The organism is Micromonospora sp. NPDC047762 (assembly GCF_043204655.1).
Classification (GTDB): domain Bacteria; phylum Actinomycetota; class Actinomycetes; order Mycobacteriales; family Micromonosporaceae; genus Micromonospora.
Genome location: NZ_JBIDCQ010000001.1, coordinates 137504 through 158263 on the forward strand (window position 1 = coordinate 137504; position 20760 = coordinate 158263).

A 20760-nucleotide genomic window follows, 5' to 3' on the forward strand; every position below is an offset into this window, starting at 1 on the left:
CGGTGGTGGTGGGTCGGGGACTATTCGGTTGCAGTATCTCCCGCGCCGGATGCGCCGCCCACCGTCTCGGTCGCCCCGTGGATTGCCTCACTGTGGCTTGCGGCACCAGTCGTACCGGCCGCACCCTTCGCGTCGCGGGCCCGCTGCGCCGCCTCCGCCGCGGCAGTGCCGGCGCGTCGCTTGACGACCCAGCCCTCGATGTTGCGCTGGCGAGCCCGGGCGACGCCCATCGCCCCTGCCGGCACATCGTCGACGATCACCGAACCAGCCGCCGTGTACGCCCCGTCGCCCACCTCGACCGGCGCCACGAACATGTTGTCCGCACCGGTCCGCGCGTGGCTGCCGATCACCGTGCGGTGCTTGTTGACCCCGTCGTAGTTCACGAAGACGGACGCGGCACCGATGTTGGTCTGCTCGCCGATCGTCGCGTCGCCGACGTACGTCAGGTGCGGCACCTTCGCGCCGGCACCGATCTGCGAGTTCTTCACCTCGACGAACGTGCCGACCTTCGCCTTCTCGGCCAGCTGGGCGGCCGGCCGCAGGTACGCGTACGGCCCGACGGTCGCGCCCGCTCCCACCTCGGCGCCGACGGCGTGACTGCGGATCACCGACGCGGCGGGGCCGACGATCGTGTCGATCAGGGTGACGTCCGGCCCGATCAGCGCGCCCGCGCCGATCACCGTGCCGCCGCGCAACTGGGTGTTCTGGTCGATCACCGCGTCCCGGTCCAGCGCGACCGTCACGTCGATCCAGGTGGTGGCGGGGTCGAGCAGGCTCACCCCGGTGCGCATCCACGCCTCGTTGATCCGGTCGCGCAGCAGCCGACGCAGCGTGGCCAGCTCCACCCGGTCGTTGCAGCCCAACGTCTCGACGTGGTCCACGGCGACGTGCACCGCCACCGGCTCGCCGGCGGAACGAAGCAGACCGAAGACGTCGGTCAGGTACTCCTCGCCCTGGTCGTTGTCGGTGGAGAGCTTGCCCAGCGCCTCGCGCAGCCGCACCGCGTCGAACGCGTAGATGCCGGCGTTGATCTCCCGGATCGCGCGCTGCGTCGGGTCGGCGTCGCGCTCCTCGACGATCTGCTCCAGGCACCCGTCGGCGTCCCTGACGATCCGCCCGAGGCCGGTCGGGTCGGGCACCTCGGCGGCCAGCACCGTGGCCGCGGCAGCGGCCTCCTCGTGGGCGGTCACCAGCGCGCCCACCGTCTCCGGCCGCAGCAGGGGCACGTCACCGTTGATCACCACGACGGTGCCGGCACCTTCCGGTACGGCCTCCAGCGCGATCCGTACGGCATGCCCGGTGCCGAGCTGCTCGGCCTGGAGCACCGGAGTGGCGTCCGGGGCGATCTCGGACAGGTGCGCCCGCACCTGGTCGGCGCCGTGCCCCACCACGACGACGGTGCGGTCCGCGCCCAACGGGGCGGCGGCGCTCAGCACGTGACCGAGGAGCGTCCGGCCGAGCAGGGGGTGCAGCACCTTGGGCAGTGTCGACTTCATCCGCTTGCCCTCACCGGCGGCAAGCACGACGACGGTACGGAGGTGGGGCTGGGGCACGACGTGGCTCCCGTCGGGACGGCGGACACTCTCGCGGCCATGCTAGCCGCGAGGCCCGGCACGTTCCCCTCTTACCCCCACCAGGCCCTAAAAGGGACGCAGGTGGGCAGCTCGGCCGCCAGGGTTCGAACCTGAAATACGGGTACCAAAGACCCGGGTGTTGCCAATTACACCACGGCCGATCACCGACGCGAGCACGTCGCACGAGGGATGGACACCCCGCCGCTACACCTTAGCGCCCCGGCCCTCGGGCGCCAGCGCTCATCCCACCGCACGGCGAGCGGTCGATGCCGTGAACGGACCAGGGGTGGTCGGCCCGCACCTCGGCCACCCTCGGACCGGGTCGGCCGAGTCTGCGCCACCGGCCCGTTTGACCTGCTACTTCACATAGTTAAGCGAAGGCGATTCCAAACTTCCAGATGCGATCTACGGTGCCGTAAGTTACGGTGACGTAGGCGTAACTTAGTGATCGTCACCATCCCCCTGCGAGGTCCCATGTCCACTGCTGTACTCGATCCCAACACCGCCGGATCCGGCCCCAAACCACTCACCGACGGCAGCCAGTCCCCCGGCATCCTGGCCGCCCTCTGGGCTTTCGTGGTGATCCCCTTCGTCGCTCTGCTGGTCGCCGTTCCGGTGGCGTGGGGCGGCTGGCTCGGTTGGACCGACGTGATCATCGGCCTCGTCTGGTACGTCGTCTCCGGGCTCGGCATCACCGTCGGCTTCCACCGCTACTTCACCCACGGCTCGTTCAAGGCCAAGCGGTGGCTGCGGGTGACTCTGGCGGTCGCGGGTTCGCTGGCGGTACAGGGCGAGATCATTCAGTGGGTCGCCGACCACCGGCGCCACCACGCGTTCTCCGACCTGGAGGGTGACCCGCACTCGCCGTGGCGCTTCGGCACCAGCTTCTGGGCGTTGACCCGGGGCCTGTTCCACGCACACGTGGGCTGGCTCTTCCGCCGGGAGCTGTCCAACCGCGGGCGTTTCGCACCGGACCTCATCGCCGACCGGGACATCAGCCGGGTCGACCGACTCTTCCCCGCGCTGGTGGCCATCTCGCTGCTCGGCCCGGCGCTGATCGGCGGCCTGGTGACCTGGTCCTGGCAGGGCGCGCTGACCGCGTTCTTCTGGGCCGGGCTGGTCCGGATCGGCCTCCTGCACCACGTCACCTGGGCGATCAACTCGGTGTGCCACGTCTACGGTGAGCGTCCGTTCGCGATGCGCCAGGGCGACCGCGCGTCGAACTTCTGGCCGCTGGCGATCCTGTCGTTCGGCGAGAGCTGGCACAACCTGCACCACGCCGACCCGACCAGCGCCCGGCACGGCGTGTTGCGCGGTCAGGTGGACATCTCCGCCCGGGTGATCTGGTTGTTCGAGAAGACCGGCGCGGCAACACAGGTGCGCTGGCCAAAGCCCGAGCGCCTCGCCGCCAAGCTGGTGAAGCCGGTCGCACCCCGCTGAAACCGGGCGGTGCACGAGGATGCCGCCTGGCAGGATGGCCGGGTGACCGAGCCATGCGGGGGCACCAGGCGGCTCGGTGGGCGGGAGCCGAGCCCGATCCGGGTACGGTCGAACGGCGCGTCAGGGCGGTCGAACCGCCCGACAGTTAGGCGACGACGTGAACGGGCACAGCGGAGGAACCATTCCACGGCAGGGCGTCACCGAGCGCCAGCGAGGCGGCGACATGCCTGAGGTCAGCGACGAGGCGGCGGCAGCTGTCGGCGGCCGACGGGCGACGCCGACGGCGGCACCGAAAGCCAAACCTCCCTCCCGGATCCGCATGTCGGCGGCCCAACGCCGGGAACAGTTGATCGCGACCGGCCGGCAACTCTTCGCGGAACGCGGTTTCGACGCCACCTCCATCGAGGAGGTGGCGGCCCGCGCCAAGGTCTCCAAGCCGGTGGTGTACGAGCACTTCGGTGGCAAGGAAGGGCTCTACGCGGTGGTGGTGGACCGGGAGGTCCGGGCCCTGCTCGACCGGATCACCACGGCGTTGACCGCCGGGCATCCGCGGGAGCTCCTGGAACAGGCGGCGCTCGCCCTGCTGACCTACATCGAGGAGGAGACCAGCGGTTTCCGGGTGCTGGTCCGCGAGTCGCCGCTGATGTCCGGCACGGCCACCTTCAGCAGCGTCATGAACGACGTGGCGCACCAGGTCGAGCACATCCTGGGCGCCGAGTACAAGAGCCGCGGGTACGACCCGAAGCTCGCCGAGCTGTACTCGCAGGCGCTTGTCGGCATGGTGGCGTTGACCGGTCGCTGGTGGTTGGAGGTGCGTAAGCCGCGCAAGGAGACGGTGGCGGCGCACCTCGTCAACCTGGCCTGGAACGGGTTGTCGCACCTGGAGGCCAAGCCGACGCTGATCACCGCGCGGCGCAACTGACCCCGATCAGCGGCGGTGCACGTCGGCCACCGGGTGCTTACGGTGCTCCAACTCCGCCTCGGCGGATTCCGGTGGGCCGACCTTGTCGTAGAGGCCGGTGCCGAGCAGGATCAGGCCGAACAGCATCGACACGATCACTGTCGACATCGAGAAGTTGAGAAAGTTCCCTCCGGTCTGCAGCACCGACATCATCAGGATGCTGGTCACCAGGAACACCACGCCCGCCGTGAGGTTCATGTAGTGGCCGAGGTTGGTACGCCGCGAGGCCCCGATGATCAGAACGACCCCGAAGACCACCGAGGCCAGTGAGAAGGCCAGGTTGGTCCGGAGCCCGAGGGCCCAGGTGCTGTTACGGGCGAAGAGCGGATCCCCGATCGTCTCGGCGACGCCCCACACGCCGAAGACCAGGATGTAGACGCCGATCAGCCCGGAGAGGACCCGGTAGAGCGGCCGTGCCGGATGGTTGACCGGAAAATGCGGCATACCCAGACCCCCTGAAGTGACCGTTTCAGGGGAATTGTCGCCCAGGGTAGACCCAACTGTCCGAAGAACCCCGATGCCGGAAGCGTCCGCCGAATGGCTGGACCAGGTCAGGTTTTCCGCCGGAGCCCGAGCTGCGCAGGGATCAAGCCTGACCGCCCGGAGCAGCTCGGGCTCCGGCGGAAAACCCTAGACCGCAACCCAAGAAGATCAGAGAACGAGACGAGCCTTCTGGAACGCCTCCGCCTCATCATCCGTGCCGACCTTGCCGTACATGCCGACCATGAGCAGCACCAGGGCTGCCGTCATCACCACGACCACAGTGGTGATGCTGAAGTTGAAGATGTTGGCGTCGGTCCGGATGAACGCGAGACCGGCCAGGCTGACCACCATGAGGCCGTACGCCAGCCACTGGTTGATCGCCACGTCGATGTTGCGGCCGAGCGCGGTGCCGACCAGCACGACGACCCCGACCAGCACGCTGAACAGCGAGAAGCCGAGGTTGGTGCCCTGACCGAGGACCCGGGTGTCGTCCTGGGCGAGGATCTCGTTGCCGGTGCTGGCGATGATGCCGAGCACCCCGAAGACGACCAGGTACAGACCGGTCAGCCCGCCGATCGCCCGGTAGATCGGCCGCGCGGGGTGGTTGACGGGGGTGTGTGCCATGTCTGTGTCTCCAACGCCGTGGGGTAGGTGTCGCCGACGATTGTCTCGCATGTGGTGGTGTGACGCCGCACACGGGGGCCGGGCCGGCGCGCCCGGCCGGTCAGCTCTCGGGCAGGTCCTCGGCGAGGGTCATCCAGCTCTCCTCGATTCGCTCCCGTTCGGCGCGCAGATCCTTCAGCTGGGTGTCCAACTCGGCGACCCGGGCGTAGTCGGTGGCGTCCGCGGCGAGCTGATCGAGCAGCGTGGTCTCGCGCTGGTCGAGCTTGCTGAGCTGCCGCTCCAGCCGGGTCAGTTCCTTGCGGGCCTGCCGGACCTCGGCGGCGGTCATGCCGCCTCCCGAGGGAGCACCGGGTGCGGAGGTCGAGGTCACGCCCGCCCGGGGAGAGCCGGCCCGCTCGGCGGTCCGCGCGAGGTACTCGTCCACACCGCCCGGCAGGTGCACCAGTCGACCGTCGCCGAACATTCCGTACGCCGTGTCGGTGACCCGCTCGATCAGGTAGCGGTCGTGGCTGGCCACGATGATCGTGCCGGGCCACGAGTCGAGCAGGTCCTCCAGCGAGGCGAGGGTGTCCGTGTCCAGGTCGTTGGTGGGCTCGTCGAAGAGCAGCACGTTGGGCTCGCCGGCCAGCAGCCGCAGCATCTGCAACCGGCGGCGCTCCCCACCGGAGAGATCACTGACCGGCGTCCAGAGCCTGCGGTCGTCGAAGCCGAACACCTCAGCGAGCTGCGAAGCGGAGACCTCCCGGTCGCCGAGCTGAACCCGGCGGGCGACATCCTCCACCGCCTCCAGCACCCGCAGGTGCCCGGGCAGCTCGGTGAGCTCCTGGGAGAGGAAAGCGGGCCGCACCGTGGCGCCGGTGCCGAGGCGACCGCCGTCGGGGCGGGTGATGCCGGCGAGCATCCGCAGCAGCGTGGTCTTGCCGGCGCCGTTGGCACCGAGGATGGCGATCCGGTCGCCGGGGCCGACGAGCCAGGAGGTGTCGCGCAGGATCTCCTTCGGGCCGGCGTGCAGCTCGACGTTCTCCAGCTCGTACACCTGCTTGCCCAGGCGGGAAACCGCCATCCGCTGCAACGACATGGTGTCGCGCGCCGGGGGCACGTCGGCGATCAACGCGTTCGCGGCGTCGATGCGGAACTGCGGCTTGGAGGTCCGCGCGGGCGGGCCACGGCGCAGCCAGGCGATCTCCTTGCGGAGCAGGTTCTGCCGGCGGGCCTCGGTGGCGGCGGCGACCCGCTCGCGCTCCGCGCGGGCGAGGGTCCAGGCGGCGAAGCCACCCTCGTAGGCGCGGACGGTCTGGTCGGCGACCTCCCAGGTGTTGGTGCAGACCGCGTCCAGGAACCACCGGTCGTGGGTGACCACGACGAGGGCGCCCTTGCGGCCGACCAGGTGCCGGGCCAGCCAGTCGACCCCGCCGACGTCCAGGTGGTTGGTGGGCTCGTCGAGGATGAGCAGGTCGGAGTCGCGCACGAGCAGCGCGGCGAGCGCCACCCGGCGGCGTTCGCCACCGGACATCGGGCCGACCGGCTGGTCGAGGCCGAGGTGCGGCATGCCGAGGCCGTCGAGGATGGCCCGCACCCCGGAGTCGCCGGCCCACTCGTGCTCGGCGCCCATGCCCTCGGCGAGCCAGGCGGTGCCGAGCACCACGTCCCGGACGGTCGCCTCGGGGGCGAGGGTGAGCTGCTGCGGCAGCCAGAGCACACGCAGGTCACGGCGGTGGGTCACCCGACCGTCGTCGGGGTCCTCCTGCTTGGTGAGCAGCCGCAGCAGGGTGGACTTGCCGGCGCCGTTGAGGCCGACCACGCCGATCCGGTCGGCGTCGTCCAGGCCGAGCGAGACGTCCGTGAGCAGCCGCCCGGCGGCGCCGTACCCCTTGGACACCCGGTCCAGATTGACGATGTTCGCCACGTTCCACCCTTCATGATCAAGGCGTCCCGGTGCCGGCGGGCACCTGGACGCCTGTCCCAAGGGTACGCGGAAGCCCCGAACGCCCGCGCCGCGCGCCGGCAGCTCCGGTGGAACGGGTCGTCAGCCGACGCGGGCGCCGGCTACCGGACCGTGCGCGACCCGCGCCTCCCGGCAGACACCCGCGGCGGCCAGCTCGGCGGCGATCCGCTCCGCGTCGGCTGCGGTGGCGGCGAGAAACACGCAGGTCGGACCGGAGCCGGAGACGATGCCGGTGAGCGCGCCGGCCGCCTCGCCAGCCTTCAGAGTGTCGGCCAGCGCCGGGCGCATGGCCAGGGCGGCGTCCTGGAGGTCGTTGCCGAGCGTACGGGCGAGCACGCGGGGGTCACGCTGGCGCAGCGCGCCCAGCAGCGCGTCGGTGCTGCCCAGCGGGGTACCGGCGGCACCGGAGTCGCGGAGCCGATCCAGCTCCCGGTAGGCGGCCGGGGTGGAGAGGCCGACATCGGCGATCGCCACCACCCAGTGCCAGGAGGTGGCGCGGGCCAGCACGGGGCTGACCGCCTCGCCCCGGCCGGTGCCCAGCGCGGTGCCACCGTAGATCAGGAACGGCACGTCCGAGCCGAGGTCGGCGGCGATGCCGGCCAGCTCGTCGCGGGACAGCCCGGTGCCCCAGAGCGCGTCGCAGGCCACCAGCGCGGCGGCCGCGTCGGCGCTGCCGCCGGCCAACCCACCGGCGAGCGGGATCTGCTTGCGCAGGTGCAGGCGGGCGTGCGGCAGCACACCCGCGTACCCGGCGAGGGCGTGCGCGGCACGGATCACCAGGTTGGTGTCGTCCAGGGCCAGCTCGCCGGTGCCCTCACCCTCCATGGTCAGGGCGAGGGTGTCGCCCCGGCGGGCCGTCAGCTCGTCGTAGATCGAGATGGCGTGGTAGACGGTGTTCAGCTCGTGGTAGCCATCCCGGCGCAGCGGGCCCACCCCGAGGTGCAGGTTGATCTTCGCGGGCACCCGTACCCGCACCGGGCCGATGGCTCCGCGTCGCTCGTCGTCGTCCGGTCGCCAGGCCTCGGTCACGGGGTGATGTCCCGCACGGGCAGGCGGATGTCGAACGGCTTGGCCACGATCAGCTCCTCAGCGTCCTGGGCGGGCACGGCGTCAGCCTACTTCCCGGCCGGCGTACCGGCCGGGGCCGACGCGGCGATGGCGGCGAACTGCTCGACGGTCAGTGACTCCCCACGGGCGCCGGGGTCGACGCCGGCGGCGGTGAGCGCCGCGGCGGCCCGGTCCGCACCACCGGCCCAGCCCGCCAACGCGGCGCGCAGCGTCTTGCGCCGCTGCGCGAACGCGGCGTCCACCACGGCGAAGACCCGCTCCCTCGGTACGTCGATGCGGGGCGGCTCGTGGCAGGTGAAGGCGACCAGGCCGGAGTCGACGTTGGGCACCGGCCAGAACACGTTCGGCGGCACCTTGCCGGCGCTCCGGGCCTGGGCGTACCAGGCGAGTTTCACCGACGGGATGCCGTACACCTTGGAGCCGGGACCGGCGACGAGCCGGTCGGCGACCTCCTTCTGCACCATCACCAGGCCGTGGCGCAGGGTGGGCAGCACGGCGAGCAGGTGCAGCACGACTGGCACGGCGACGTTGTAGGGCAGGTTCGCCACAAGCGCCGTCGGTGCCGGGTCGCCCAGCTCGGCGGCGGCGATACGCAGCGCGTCCGCGCGGTGCACGGTGAGCCGGGCGGCATCGCCCTCGGCGTGCCGCGCGACGGTCTCCGGCAGCGCCCCGGCGAGCACCGGGTCGATCTCCACGGCGTGCACGTGCCCGGCGACCGGCAGCAGCCCCAGGGTCAGCGAGCCGAGCCCGGGCCCCACCTCCAGGGCCACGTCGTCGGGGGTGAGGCCGGCGGCGGTCACGATCCGACGCACCGTGTTCGGGTCGTGCACGAAGTTCTGGCCCAGCTTCTTGGTGGGCGCGACGCCCAACCGGGCGGCGAGTTCCCGGATCTCCGCCGGGCCGAGCAGGCTCACCACGGGCCGAAGGCCCGCTCGCCGGTGGCGGAGATGGCCGCGCACAGCTCGTCCAGGTCGCTGCCGGTGGTCGCGGCGAGCGCGCGGACGGTGAGCGGAATCAGGTACGACGCGTTCGGCCGGCCGCGGTACGGCATCGGGGTGAGGTACGGGGCGTCGGTCTCCACCAGCATCTGATCCAGCGGGGTGAGCGCGGCGGCCTCGCGTAGCGCCGTCGCGCTGCCGAAGGTGACGGTGCCGGCGAAGCTCAGCAGGTAGCCGCGGCGGACGCACTCGCTGGCGAAGTCGGCGTCGCCGGAGAAGCAGTGCAGCACCACCCGGTCGGGAGCACCCTCGTCCTCGAGGATGCGCAGCACGTCGGCGTGCGCGTCACGGTCATGGATGACGAGCGTCTTGTCGTACCGCTTGGCGATGGCGATGTGCGCCCGGAAACTGTGCTCCTGCGCGGCACGTCCCTCGTCGCCGGTCCGGAAGAAGTCCATTCCGGTCTCGCCGATCCCCCGGACCCGGTCGCGGGCGGCGAGTGACTCGATCTCCCGCAGCGCCTCGTCGAGGTCGCCGAGCCGGGGTGCCTCGTTGGGGTGCAGCGCCACGGTGGCCAGCACCGCGGGGTACTCGTCGGCGGTGTCCGCGCCCCACCGGGACGAGGCGACGTCCACGCCCACCTGGACCAGCCGGTCCACGCCGACCTTCGTGGCCAACGCGATGGCCACGGCGACCGGGTCGTCGGCCGGCCCGCCGCCGGGCACACCGGCCTCGCTGACCGTGATGTCCAGGTGGGTGTGGCTGTCCAGCACCGCCCGGGGCAACGACTCGGGGGCGGGCGGAAACTCTCCGGCCCGCCGGGCGGCACGCTCGCGGCGGGATTCAGTGGGCTCGCTCATCAGCGACAGCATCACACACCGGGCCTGTCCATCTGCCCGCCACCCGACGTTCACCCCGACTACGCCGCGCGACTCTACGGTCGCTCACGAGCGGACGCGACAGCGTGCGGACCTCATCCCACCGAGCAGCGAGGCGACGGCATGAGCGTCACTCCCCAGGCCGGTGGCAGCGCCGGCGAACGGACCGGACTGAACGTGGCGTTCGGTGGCGGCGTGTACCCGGCGGAGGAGATCGCCCGGGGCGCCGCGTACGAGTTGTTCAGCGCCGACGAGGTGGCCGGCTTCGAGTGGGCACCCCGCCCGGGTAGCGCCCTGCCGTGGCACCGGTTCGTGCACGTCACCGAGGTGACAGCCGTGCACGGGCTGACGGAGCCGGCCGACGAGCCGGAGACGCCGCTGCTGATGCCCGCTCACCGCGAGCGGGGTTGGGCGTACCTGCACCAGCTCAGCCAGCAACCGGCGGCAGCGAACGACCCGATGCTGGTGGCCGCGCGCGCGTCGGCGGTGGTCCGGCGGGGCACCCGGATGATGAAGGTGCTCTCGGCCCAGCAGCTCGCCGGCTACGTACGGGGCTGGCTGCCGCACGGCTTCTGCTACCGCGAGCACGATGTGGCGCACCTGCGTACGCCGGCGGCGACGACGGTGCTGCGTACGGACGGTGACGCTGGCCGGGACGGCACGGACGTGACGTACGCGCTGCGCTGGCGCGCGTCCGACCCGGGCGACTACGACGTGCCGGTGGGCCCGGCACACCGTGGTCTGACCGCGCTGGCCGCCCGGGACCGGCTCGGTGCCCCGGTGCTCGGCACCGGCTTCGTGCCCAGCAACGGTCAGCTCATCCCGGAGTTCGTCACCCGGGACTTCGCCGATCTGCCGATGCCGGCGAACGCCGCCCTCATCGCGTACCCGGCGGAGGGGATGGAGGTGGTGCTCTACACCTACCAGGCCGAGCAGCGCGGGTGGCTGCGGATGGTGGGCCCGCAGTGGCGGCACCTGCTGGCCGCGGTGCCGGGGCTCTCCCCGGACCAGGAGTACGTGCCGAACGCCGAGGTCCCCCGCTCCACCCAGCTGGTCGGCATGTACGGCGACAGCGAGTACGAGGCGGTCGCCGACCTGCCCGGCGGGTTCCGGGTGCTGGCGATGACCCGGGCGGCCCGTTACCCGGTCGACGCGGTGGCCCGCCGGCTCCGGTTCGCCCAGTGGCGGGGGGTGCCGTGCCTGGTGCTGCGGGAGGAGGCCGGCTGGCTGCGGGTGCGCCTGCGCTACCCGAACCCGGACACCGTCGTCACGACCGGCGCGCAGTGCCAGGAACGCGGCGTCTACGAGGCCTGGGCGCCGGGCGCCGAGGTGACCGACGACCAGGTGATGGACACCCGGTACGCGATGTGACGGCGCGCGGCGGCGGTGCACCCGCCACCACGCGCCGTGCGGTCAGTCGGCGAGCCGGGCCAGTTCCTCGTCGACGATCGACGGGTCGAGCTTGCGGAACACCGGCTTCGGGGCGGCCAGCGGACGGCCCGCCTCGATCGACACCGACTCCCAGCGCGCGCCGACGGTGTAGTCCCCGGTCAGCACCGGGTACGCCGGGCCGCCGTCCAGGTCGTCGACCTGCTCGATCACCGGCATCGGCGCGTGCACCCCGGTGCCCCCGAGCAGCTCGTGCACCTGCTGGGCGGAGTGCGGCAGGAACGGGGTGAGCAGCGTGTTGGCATCGCTGATCACCTGAAGGGCGACGTGCAGGATGGTGCCCATCCGGGGCTTGTCCGCCTCGTCCTTGAGCTTCCAGGGCGCCTGCTCGGAGAGGTACCTGTTGGCCTCGGCGACCACCTTCATGGCCTCACCGATCGCCTGCTTCTGCCGGTGCCGGCCGATCAGGTCGCCGACGGTGGTGAACCCGGTCCGGGCGACGGCGAGCAGCGCCTCGTCGGCCTCGGTGAGCCCGGCCGGGTCGACCGGCGGGATCGTCCCGAAGTTCTTCGCGGCCATCGAGACGCACCGGTTGACCAGGTTGCCCCAACCGGCGACCAACTCGTCGTTGTTGCGGCGCAGGAACTCGGCCCAGGTGAAGTCGGTGTCGTTGCTCTCCGGGCCGGCGGCGGCGATGAAGTAGCGCAGCGCGTCGGCGTCGTAGCGCTCCAGGAAGTCGCGAACGTAGATGACCACCTTGCGGGACGAGGAGAACTTGCGCCCCTCCATGGTCAGGTACTCGCTCGAAACCACCTCGGTGGGCAGGTTGAGCCGACCCAGCTCGCCCGGCTCACCGTCGCGGGAGCCCTCGCCGGAGTAGCCGGAGAGCAGCGCCGGCCAGATCACCGAGTGGAAGACGATGTTGTCCTTGCCCATGAAGTAGTAGGACCGGGCGTCCTTGCCCGCGCCGTCGGCGGACCAGTACTTCCGCCACGCGTCCGGGTCGCCGGAGCGACGGGCCCATTCGATCGAGGCGGACAGGTAGCCGATCACCGCGTCGAACCACACGTAGATCCGCTTGTCCGACCGGTCGCGCCAGCCGTCGAGCGGAATCGGTACGCCCCACTCCAGGTCACGGGTGATCGCCCGGGGCTGGAGGTCGTCGAGCAGGTTGCGGGAGAACCGCAGCACGTTGGGCCGCCACCCCTCGCGGGTGTCCAGCCACTGCCGCAGCACCTCGGCCAGGGCCGGCAGGTCCAGGAAGAAGTGCTCGGTCTCGACGAACTTCGGAGTCTCTCCGTTGATCCGCGACTTCGGGTTGATCAGGTCGATCGGATCGAGTTGGTTGCCGCAGTTGTCGCACTGGTCACCGCGGGCGCTGTCGTACCCGCAGATCGGGCAGGTGCCCTCGATGTAGCGGTCGGGCAGGGTGCGCCCGGTGGACGGGGAGATCGCGCCCATCGTGGTCTTCGGCACGATGTAGCCGTTGCGGTACATCCCCTCGAACAACTCCTGCACCACCGCGTAGTGGTTGCGGGTGGTGGTGCGGGTGAACAGGTCGTACGAGAGACCGAGGCCGTGCAGGTCCTCGACGATCACCCTGTTGTACCGGTCGGCCAGTTCGCGCGGGGTCACCCCGTCGGCGTCGGCCTGCACCTGGATCGGGGTGCCGTGCTCGTCGGTGCCGGAGACCATGAGCACGTCGTGGCCGGCCATCCGCATGTACCGGGCGAAGACGTCGGAGGGAACGCCGAAACCGGAGACGTGGCCGATGTGGCGGGGGCCGTTGGCGTAGGGCCAGGCCACTGCCGCGAGAACGTGACTCATGAGCAGTGAGCCTAGTGACCCGTCCGGGGCGTTCGCGAACCAATAGGGGGTGCCCGACCGGCGGACCGGGCCGACCACCTCGCCCGTTGGTCCGATTTGTCGTCGACACGCGGCTCACCTGCCCGTTTCACCTCCTGGTGCGGTGTGCAATGAACGTCGTGACGGGCAGAGGAGCGGCGCGGGACCACGAGGACCCTCCCACCGGGTCGGCGGTCGGCGACGACCCGGGGCCCGGGCCGGCCGCGTCCCGGGTCGCCGGGGTCGCGCCGCAGCCCCGGCTCGTGTCCAGCGCCGACCCGGGTGCGCTGCGGCCCACCCCGGCGGGCAGGTCCGCCGCAGCGGCCCGCCCCGCGCCGGCGGCGCCGTCACCCACACCGACTCGTCCGACCCCGGGGGCACCCGTACCCAGCCCGGCCCGGCCCGGCTCGTCGGGCCCGCCGGCCGACTCGGCGCCGGCCGGCGCCGAGCCCGTCGAGGTGGAGCCGACCACCGGCGCGCCGGTGGACGCGGTGCCGCGTCGGGTGCCGGTCCGGCAGCAGGGCCGCCGGCAGCGCGGCCATGGTCCCGACGGCGACCCGCCGGAGGACGACGGTGGCGCTTTCTGGGCGCCGATCGAGCAGGTGCACTGGGACGGCACCCCGATTCGCAAGGACGCGGCACCGGCGCGGTTCCGCGGCTTCCGGCTGGCGCGGCGCCGGGCACCTCACCGCACGCCACTGCCGCCGGACCCGCTGCCCGGGCTCGCCGCGCTGGTGGTGCTGAGCCTGGTCGCGGCCTTCTTCGCCTGGGTCAGCGCCGGCCCGTTCTGGCTAGCGGTCGGGCACGCCCGGACCGGCACCGTGGTGATCGACGGCTGCTCCGGCGACGGTCTCACCCTGCGCTGCCGGGGGATCTTCACGGCCGAGGACGGGCGGTTCATCACCCATGGTGTCCGGGTCAGTGGCGTGCCCGCCGAGGGGAGCACGGCCGGCACCGCGCTGCCGGCACGGATGACCGGCCCGGGCAGCGGTACCGCGTACGCGGACGTCGGCGTGGGCCGGCACCTGCGGTGGCTGCCCGGTCTGCTGGTGGTGCTGGCCTGCGCCGCCGGCATCGTCCGGTTGACCGGGTCGGCCCGGCTGCCCGGTCGCCGGCACCGCCGCTGGGCCGTGGCCGCCGCCGTCGCCGGCCCCACACTGATCACCGTCGGCTTCCTGATCGCCGCGTGGTGACCCGGTCGTCCGGCGAGCCGGACCACCTCGATCAGCTGTGCACGATCGTGTAGACGTCCCGGCGGCGCAGCGCGTACTCGGTGGCGACGTCGGTGATGGCGTCCCGGCGGGACCGGCCGGCGGCCTCCCGCTCGGCGACGGCGGCGCGAAGGGTGTCGTCGTCGGGGCGTTCGGCAGCGGTCACCGGGGCTCCGGCCACCACCAGGGTGATCTCTCCACGCGGGTCCCCCTCCGTGGCCCAAAGGGCAAGCTCGCCGAGGGGGCGGCGGAGCACCTCCTCGTAGGTCTTGGTGAGTTCGCGGCAGAGCGCGGCCGGCCGGTCCGCCCCGAACGTGTCGGCCAGGTCGGTGAGCGTCGCCCCGATCCGGTGCGGGGCCTCGAAGAAGACCAGGGTGCGCTCCTCGGCGGCGAGGGCGCGCAACCGGGACCGACGGCCACCGGGGGTGCGCGGCAGGAAGCCCTCGAAGCAGAACCTGTCGCAGGGCAGCCCGGAGACGGCCAGCGCTGTGGTGACAGCGCTGGGCCCGGGGGCGACGGTGACCGGCGCACCGACATCCAACGTGGCACGGACCAGCCGGTAGCCGGGGTCGGAGACGCTGGGCATCCCGCCGTCGGTGACCAGCGCCACCACGTACCCGCTGAGGATGACCTCGACCAGTTCGGGGGTGCGCCGCTCCTCGTTGCCCTCGAAGTAGGAGACGATTCGACCGCCGACGGTGAGGTCGAGATCGCGGGCCAGCCGGGTGAGCCGTCGGGTGTCCTCGGCGGCGACCACGTCGGCACTGATCAGCACCTCCCGGAGTCGGGCCGAGGCGTCGGCGGGGTTGCCGAGCGGGGCACCGAGCAGAATCAGGCGCCCAACTTCGGACATTTCACCCACGAATTCGTCTCCTTCATTGCAGGGAATACCGGTATCAGGGACGACGGGCGCCACCGGACACCTTGGCAGCCTACGATCGCCGGGTGACGAGTGCGTCGACAGCGCAGACCCCGAGCGCCGATCCGGACAAGATGATCCAGGCGACGGGCGAGCCCAGTGCCCCCCAGGAGCCGACGGCACCGAGCGCCGAGGGCGGCGGGGTGGTCGCCGTGGTCCGGCGACGGTTCGCCACCGTCGACACTCAGGCGGACAGGTTCTCCTGGCTGGCCACAGCAGTGGTGGTGGCCATCGCGGCGATCGTGCGCTTCGTCGGGCTGTCCAGCCCGAAGGGCAAGATCTTCGACGAGACGTACTACGCCAAGGACGCCTACGGCCTGATCTCCCGTGGCGTGGAGTGGAACTACAAGGACAACGTCCCGTCGTACGTGGTGCACCCCCCGCTGGGCAAGTGGTTGATCGGCGTCGGCGAGTGGGCCTTCGGCTACCAGGACGCGGATTCGAAGGTCTCCGTTCCCGGTCACCTGATGACCACCGCACCGGAGTTCGGCTGGCGATTCTCGGCGGCGGTGCTCGGCACGCTGTCGGTGCTGCTGCTGGTCCGCATCGGTCGGCGGATGTTCCGCTCGACGGTGCTCGGCTGCGCGGCCGGCCTGCTGCTCGCCCTGGACGGCTTCCACCTGGTGCTGTCCCGGGCGGCCCTGCTCGACATCTTCCTGCTGTTCTTCGTGCTGGCGGCGTTCGGCGCACTGGTCCTCGATCGGGACGCCCGCCGTCGACGCTGGGCACGGGCCCTGGACGACGGGCTCGATCCGAGCCAGCCGGGGCGGGCCGGGCGCCCGCCGACCGGTTGGCGCACCTGGCCGTGGTGGCGGCTGGCGGCCGGGGTGCTGATCGGCTGCGCCTGCGCGGTGAAGTGGAGCGCCCTGTACTTCGTGCCGGCCTTCGCGCTGCTGGTGCTCTTCTGGGAGGTCGGCGTCCGCCGCTCGGCGGGGGTCCGCCGGCCCTGGCGGGACGCGCTCGTCGACGAGCTGCCCTGGCTGGTGCTCGCCGGCGTGCTGATGGTGGGCACCTACCTCGCCACCTGGTCGGGCTGGCTGCTCACCGACGACGGTTACTACCGGCTCGCGTCGGCCTACCCGAGCGCACCCCTCAGCGATCGCCCGTTCATCGGCCCGCTGATCAACCTCTTCGAATACCACCGCGCGGCGTACGGCTTCCACGCCCAGCTTGATGACGCGCACAAGTACCAGTCGTGGCCGTGGCAGTGGCTGCTGTTGGGCCGGCCGGTGGCGTTCCACTACGCCGGCGACGGCGTCTGCGGCGCGGCGAGCTGCGCTTCGGAGATTCTGCTGCTCGGCACCCCGCTGCTCTGGTGGTCGTTCCTGCCGGCTCTGGTGGCGCTGGCCTGGCTGGGTGTGGCCCGTCGGGACTGGCGGGCCGGCGCGATCCTGCTCACCGTGGCCGCGGGGCTGCTGCCGTGGTTCTGGTTCGCTCTCGACGGCCGGACGATGTTCTCGTTCTATGCCGCGCCGGCGGTGCCGTTCCTGGTGCTGGCCGTGGTGTATGTGCTGGGCGCGCTGATCGCGCCCGCCGGGGGTGACGTGGGTACGGTGACGCCGCTGGTGCCCGGTGACCCGGCTTATGAGCGCCGACTGGTGGGCAGCATCGCGGCGGGGGCGTACGTGCTGCTGGTGGCGCTCTGCTTCGCGTACTTCTATCCGATTTTTGTCGGCCGGGTGATTCCGTACTCGGACTGGCTGTCCCGGATGTGGCTCGACGGTCGGTGGATATAAGCATCGACAGGCGACGCGCCGCACAGCGCGACGGAAGAAGGGCCCGCACGCCGAAGCGTGCGGGCCCTTCTTGACAAAGACGCGCGCCCCGATCGCCTGCCACGGGGGAAGCGGGCGATTGGGGCGCGCATGAAGAGCTTAACCACCGCGCACCACCGGCACAACGGGTCGACTTGGGTCAGATTTCCGACGGAGGCTGGCCGAGCCGACCCCTTCCCTCTCAGAGTTGACCGAGGGTGACCCGGCATGGACCCTGAGCGCGGGTGCCGCCGATCAGAGGCGAACCCCGACGTGGGTGGCGTCGCCGTTTCCGCGCGCCCGCACCCAAACGATCATCCAAAGTGGATCTCACTACACTGCGGGTCGTGATCAACTTCAGACGATCGACGGCGGTCCTTCTCGGACTGTTGGCGACCACCGCGCTGACCGGCCCGGCACAGGCCGACGAGGAGCCGGCGCCCGAGCCGCCCCGGGTCGAGCTGGTGCTCGACGTCAGCGGGTCGATGCGCGCCGCCGACATCGACGGACGCACCCGGATCTCGGTCGCCCAGCAGGCATTCAATGAAGTGGTTGACGCGCTGCCCGAGGAGACACAGCTCGGCATCCGGGTGCTCGGCGCGACCTACCGCGGCAAGGACAAGAAGGTCGGTTGCCAGGACACCCAGCAGATCGTGCCGGTCGGGCCGGTGAACCGGTCCGCCGCCAAGGCGGCGGTGGCGACACTTCGGCCGACCGGGTTCACTCCGGTCGGGCTTGCGCTGCGCTCCGCCGCGCAGGACCTGGGCGCCGGGGCCACCACCCGGCGGATCGTGCTGATCACCGACGGCGAGGACACCTGCGCTCCGCCGGACCCGTGCGAGGTGGCCCGGGAACTGGCCGCCCAGGGCACCAGCCTGGTCGTCGACACCCTCGGCCTGGCCCCCGACGACAAGGTTCGCCGACAACTGCTCTGCATCGCCAGCGCCACCGGCGGGACCTACACCGCCGCGCAGAGCGCCGAGGAGCTGACCGACCGGATCAAACAGCTCGTCGAGCGGGCCGGAGACACGCACACCCGGGCCCCGACAGTTGTCGGCGGCACGAGCGCGTGCGACTCGGCGCCACTGCTCGCCCCCGGCGTCTACGCCGACCGGGAGGCGTTCTCCGAGCATCGCTACTACCGGGTGCCGATCCGCCCCGGGCAGGAGCTGCGAGCTTCGGTGAGCATGGCGCTGGACCGGGCCGTCAACCGGGACTACGGGGTGCTGCTGCGGGCCACCGCGGCCGACGGCCGGGAACTCGTCCGCGGCGCGGACGCCGGCAGCGGGCGGGCCGACGTGCTCTCCGCCGGGCTGCGCTGGTCGGCCACCGCCGACGACGAGGATGCCGCCGAGACCGAGCAGAGCGCCGCGCCGGTCATCGAACCCACCACCGTCTGCCTGGTGGTCAGCAATTCGTTCGCCCCGCGTCCCGGCACCGCGGCCACCCCCGGCATGCCGGTGGAGTTGACCATCGACGTGGTCGCCGCCGCACCCGCACCGGACGGACCGGACCTCGGCCGGGGCTGGGTGCTGCTCGCGCTGCTCACCATCGCCGGTCTGCTCACCGGTCTGCTCGCCGGTCTGCTCACCCGCTGGTGGGTCGCCACCTGGAGGGAGAACTGATGCGTACCGCACTGTTCCGGTCGATGGCGGCGCTGCTCGCCGCCGGCACGGCCGCTCTGCTCCCCACTGCGGCCGCCGCCGCACCAACCCCCTCCCCGGGTGCCACGCCGGTGAACCGTGCCGGCACGTCGTTCCTCACCGCCACCCCGATCACCGCCGGACAACCGGTACGGGTGGATGCCTCGATCGGCGATCACCTCTACTGGTCGTTCCCGGCGACGGCCGGCCAGGTGCACGAGATCAGCGCCACCGTCACCTTCCCGAAGGGACGCAGCGGCGCCTCCACCTGGACGATGGACGTCTTCGACGGGCTGCGCCGACGCCAGGCGTGCACGGCGGGGGCCCAGACCCCGACAGTGGACGCGAAGGCGTCGAACGTGGTGCTGGGTTGCACGCTGCGCGAGGTGCGGCCGTGGGCGGAGCCCTGGTCGGCCGACCCGCTGCCCGGCACGTACGTCGTCCGACTCTCGGTGATCGAGCTGCCGGAGCCGGATCTGGGTGCGCCGATCGACGTCGATCTGCTGGTGGGCACCATCGCCGACCGGGGCGCCTCGGCTGACGACGGCGAACTGGCCGCCCCGCTGGTGCCGAACACCAAGGCCGGCACGGTGCTCAACGCCGTACCCCCGGTGGACGCGGAGGCCGACGACGAGAGCGGCTCGCTGACGGACTGGTTGCCGGATCTCGGCTCGCGCTGGGTCTGGACCGGCATCGGCGGCGCGCTCGCCGCGGTGGCCGGCGTGTTCGGATTCGCGCTGACCCGACGCCCTCGACGTCGCTGAGACGCCCCCTCTGGTGGCCCCGCCCAGCGGCGGGGCCACCGGAGGTTCAGCGCCGCCGGGAGCCGCGCGGCAACCAGCCGATGAACCTGTCCTGGAGCGACATCACCGGAGCCGCGCGCAGATCCTCGGTGGCGGCGGCGAGGCAGGAGCCCAGATAGACGCTGAGCATGGCGCGGTCACCTCCGTACTCCGCCAGCAGCCGGGTGCGCTTCGTCGCGCACGGCCACTCGTCACCGCAGGAGCCGCAGCTCCAGCAGGGGGTCTTTGGGGCGTGTTCGTCGGCCCGCACCCCCGGCCGTTCCAGACCATCGGTCATCGCACGTCCTTCCAGATGTCCACGGGACTGGCGGCTGCCGTGCCGGCCAGCATTGATGGTGGTCCCCCCGGAGCCATCAGGGAGAGCGCTGCGCGTCCCTCCGGTGTTACATCTTTGCGGTACCTTCGTCCGTCGTGGGAGTCGGAAATTTGACGGTTAACGTGATGCGTCATTCCTACCGACCAGTAGGTCACCGGAATGCGTGACCTGCTGCCATCGACGGTCGCCGTCGCCGTCGCCGGGCCGGAGGACTGGACGGGAGAGTTGCTCCCCGCTGAGCAGGCATGCCTCGGCGAGCGGGCGGTGCAGACCCGTCGGCGGGACTTTGCCGCAGGCAGGATTTGCGCCCGCAGGGCACTGCGCGACCTCGGCCTGCCGTCGACCGCCGTGCCGGCCGCCGCCGACCGCGCGCCGGTCTGGCCGGCCGGGATCGTCGGCAGCATCACCCACACCGCCGGCTACTGCGCCGCAGCGGCGGCGCACACCACCGACATCCGGTCCGTCGGAATGGATGCCGAGCAGCACCGCGAGGTCAATCCGGGAGTACGCCGACTCGTGCTGCTGCCCGAGGAGGAGGCCATCTGCGCCCGGCTGCCCAGCGGCACCTACTGGCCGATCGTGCTGTTCAGCGCGAAGGAGACCGTCTACAAGGTGTGGCATCCGGTCGTCCGTGGCTGGTTGGACTTCCACGACGCCCAACTCGACATCGATCCGGATGCCGGCACCTTCACTGCCCGGATCGCGTCGGCCCGGGTGGACGCGGCGGGGGTCGACGACCCACCGGCATCGATCAGCGGCCGGTTCGTGATCGCCGACGGGCTGGTCCGCACCGCCGCCGTGCTTCCGGCGCGTTGACCTCGCCCGGTTACTCATAGCGATGAATGGAATACCGATCCACATTGGCTATCGGTGACCAGTTGAACACCGTCCACGCTGGCCAGATGGGTTTCGCATCCTCGCGGTGGGAAGCCCTCCAGCGTGGCGATCGGACGCTCCGCCACCCACGGT

The 20760-nt window shown here is 71.7% G+C and carries 18 protein-coding genes and 1 tRNA gene; 8 read left to right on the top strand and 11 right to left on the bottom strand.

Annotated features, from left to right (window positions below; genetic code table 11):
• Window positions 1-20: 20 nt before the first annotated feature.
• Entirely contained in the window at window positions 21-1553 is a 1533-nt protein-coding gene (glmU, locus tag ACGF3C_RS00630) for a bifunctional UDP-N-acetylglucosamine diphosphorylase/glucosamine-1-phosphate N-acetyltransferase GlmU (RefSeq protein ID WP_393217507.1), read from the bottom strand.
• Between the two features lie 110 nt (window positions 1554-1663).
• Window positions 1664-1735 (bottom strand) — tRNA-Gln (locus ACGF3C_RS00635).
• 313 nt (window positions 1736-2048) lie between these two features.
• On the opposite strand from ACGF3C_RS00635, the gene ACGF3C_RS00640 reads away from it, so the two are divergent.
• Both ACGF3C_RS00640 and ACGF3C_RS00645 read left to right on the top strand, forming a co-directional pair.
• Entirely contained in the window at window positions 2049-3014 is a 966-nt protein-coding gene (locus tag ACGF3C_RS00640; protein ID WP_357227778.1) for an acyl-CoA desaturase, read from the top strand.
• Window positions 3015-3237: 223 nt separating this feature from the next.
• Entirely contained in the window at window positions 3238-3936 is a 699-nt protein-coding gene (locus ACGF3C_RS00645; RefSeq protein WP_357227781.1) for a TetR/AcrR family transcriptional regulator, read from the top strand.
• Between the two features lie 6 nt (window positions 3937-3942).
• Here the strand turns inward: ACGF3C_RS00645 and ACGF3C_RS00650 are convergent, their stop codons facing one another.
• The 6 genes from ACGF3C_RS00650 to ACGF3C_RS00675 all read right to left on the bottom strand — a co-directional run bounded on the left by ACGF3C_RS00650 (window position 3943) and on the right by ACGF3C_RS00675 (window position 9905).
• Window positions 3943-4419, bottom strand: a complete 477-nt coding sequence (locus tag ACGF3C_RS00650) for a DUF4383 domain-containing protein (protein ID WP_357227784.1) — start codon at window positions 4417-4419, stop codon at window positions 3943-3945.
• Window positions 4420-4626: 207 nt separating this feature from the next.
• Window positions 4627-5082, bottom strand: a complete 456-nt coding sequence (locus tag ACGF3C_RS00655) for a DUF4383 domain-containing protein (protein ID WP_355005148.1) — start codon at window positions 5080-5082, stop codon at window positions 4627-4629.
• A gap of 100 nt (window positions 5083-5182) precedes the next feature.
• Window positions 5183-6988, bottom strand: a complete 1806-nt coding sequence (locus ACGF3C_RS00660) for an ABC-F family ATP-binding cassette domain-containing protein (RefSeq protein ID WP_393217511.1) — start codon at window positions 6986-6988, stop codon at window positions 5183-5185.
• 120 nt (window positions 6989-7108) lie between these two features.
• Complete coding sequence (locus tag ACGF3C_RS00665; protein ID WP_393217513.1) at window positions 7109-8056, bottom strand: 4-(cytidine 5'-diphospho)-2-C-methyl-D-erythritol kinase; 948 nt, start codon at window positions 8054-8056, stop codon at window positions 7109-7111.
• 86 nt (window positions 8057-8142) lie between these two features.
• Window positions 8143-9012, bottom strand: coding sequence for a 16S rRNA (adenine(1518)-N(6)/adenine(1519)-N(6))-dimethyltransferase RsmA (gene rsmA, locus ACGF3C_RS00670; protein WP_355005144.1), 870 nt, complete (start codon window positions 9010-9012; stop codon window positions 8143-8145).
• On the bottom strand, window positions 9006-9905 hold the full coding sequence (locus ACGF3C_RS00675; RefSeq protein WP_393217516.1) for a TatD family hydrolase: 900 nt from the start codon (window positions 9903-9905) through the stop codon (window positions 9006-9008). The genes rsmA and ACGF3C_RS00675 overlap by 7 nt, the downstream gene beginning before the upstream one ends.
• Window positions 9906-10034: 129 nt before the next feature.
• Here ACGF3C_RS00675 and ACGF3C_RS00680 point away from each other — a divergent pair, with 129 nt between their 5' ends.
• Entirely contained in the window at window positions 10035-11282 is a 1248-nt protein-coding gene (locus ACGF3C_RS00680; RefSeq protein ID WP_393217518.1) for a hypothetical protein, read from the top strand.
• A gap of 42 nt (window positions 11283-11324) precedes the next feature.
• Here the strand turns inward: ACGF3C_RS00680 and metG are convergent, their stop codons facing one another.
• Complete coding sequence (metG, locus tag ACGF3C_RS00685; RefSeq protein WP_355005141.1) at window positions 11325-13127, bottom strand: methionine--tRNA ligase; 1803 nt, start codon at window positions 13125-13127, stop codon at window positions 11325-11327.
• Between the two features lie 149 nt (window positions 13128-13276).
• Between metG and ACGF3C_RS00690 the strand changes: the two genes are divergently transcribed.
• A complete protein-coding gene (locus tag ACGF3C_RS00690) occupies window positions 13277-14338 on the top strand; it encodes a hypothetical protein (RefSeq protein WP_393217520.1) in 1062 nt (353 codons plus the stop codon).
• Between the two features lie 31 nt (window positions 14339-14369).
• On the opposite strand, the gene rsmI is transcribed toward ACGF3C_RS00690, so the two are convergent.
• The gene (gene rsmI / locus ACGF3C_RS00695; protein ID WP_393219021.1) at window positions 14370-15209 is read right to left on the bottom strand and encodes a 16S rRNA (cytidine(1402)-2'-O)-methyltransferase; all 840 of its coding nucleotides are present in this window, start codon (window positions 15207-15209) and stop codon (window positions 14370-14372) included.
• Between the two features lie 140 nt (window positions 15210-15349).
• On the opposite strand from rsmI, the gene ACGF3C_RS00700 reads away from it, so the two are divergent.
• The 3 genes from ACGF3C_RS00700 (at window position 15350) to ACGF3C_RS00710 (ending at window position 19436) form a co-directional block, all read left to right on the top strand.
• Window positions 15350-17011 (top strand): dolichyl-phosphate-mannose--protein mannosyltransferase, encoded by a 1662-nt coding sequence (locus ACGF3C_RS00700; protein WP_393219024.1) that lies wholly within the window; start codon window positions 15350-15352, stop codon window positions 17009-17011.
• A 365-nt stretch (window positions 17012-17376) separates the two neighbouring features.
• Window positions 17377-18654, top strand: coding sequence for a VWA domain-containing protein (locus tag ACGF3C_RS00705; protein ID WP_357226659.1), 1278 nt, complete (start codon window positions 17377-17379; stop codon window positions 18652-18654).
• Window positions 18654-19436, top strand: a complete 783-nt coding sequence (locus ACGF3C_RS00710; RefSeq protein WP_357226662.1) for a peptidase — start codon at window positions 18654-18656, stop codon at window positions 19434-19436. The genes ACGF3C_RS00705 and ACGF3C_RS00710 overlap by 1 nt, the downstream gene beginning before the upstream one ends.
• 46 nt (window positions 19437-19482) lie before the next feature.
• On the opposite strand, the gene ACGF3C_RS00715 is transcribed toward ACGF3C_RS00710, so the two are convergent.
• A complete protein-coding gene (locus tag ACGF3C_RS00715) occupies window positions 19483-19752 on the bottom strand; it encodes a hypothetical protein (RefSeq protein WP_357207537.1) in 270 nt (89 codons plus the stop codon).
• A 198-nt stretch (window positions 19753-19950) separates the two neighbouring features.
• Here ACGF3C_RS00715 and ACGF3C_RS00720 point away from each other — a divergent pair, with 198 nt between their 5' ends.
• A complete protein-coding gene (locus ACGF3C_RS00720; RefSeq protein WP_357226667.1) occupies window positions 19951-20607 on the top strand; it encodes a 4'-phosphopantetheinyl transferase superfamily protein in 657 nt (218 codons plus the stop codon).
• Window positions 20608-20760: the final 153 nt, after the last annotated feature.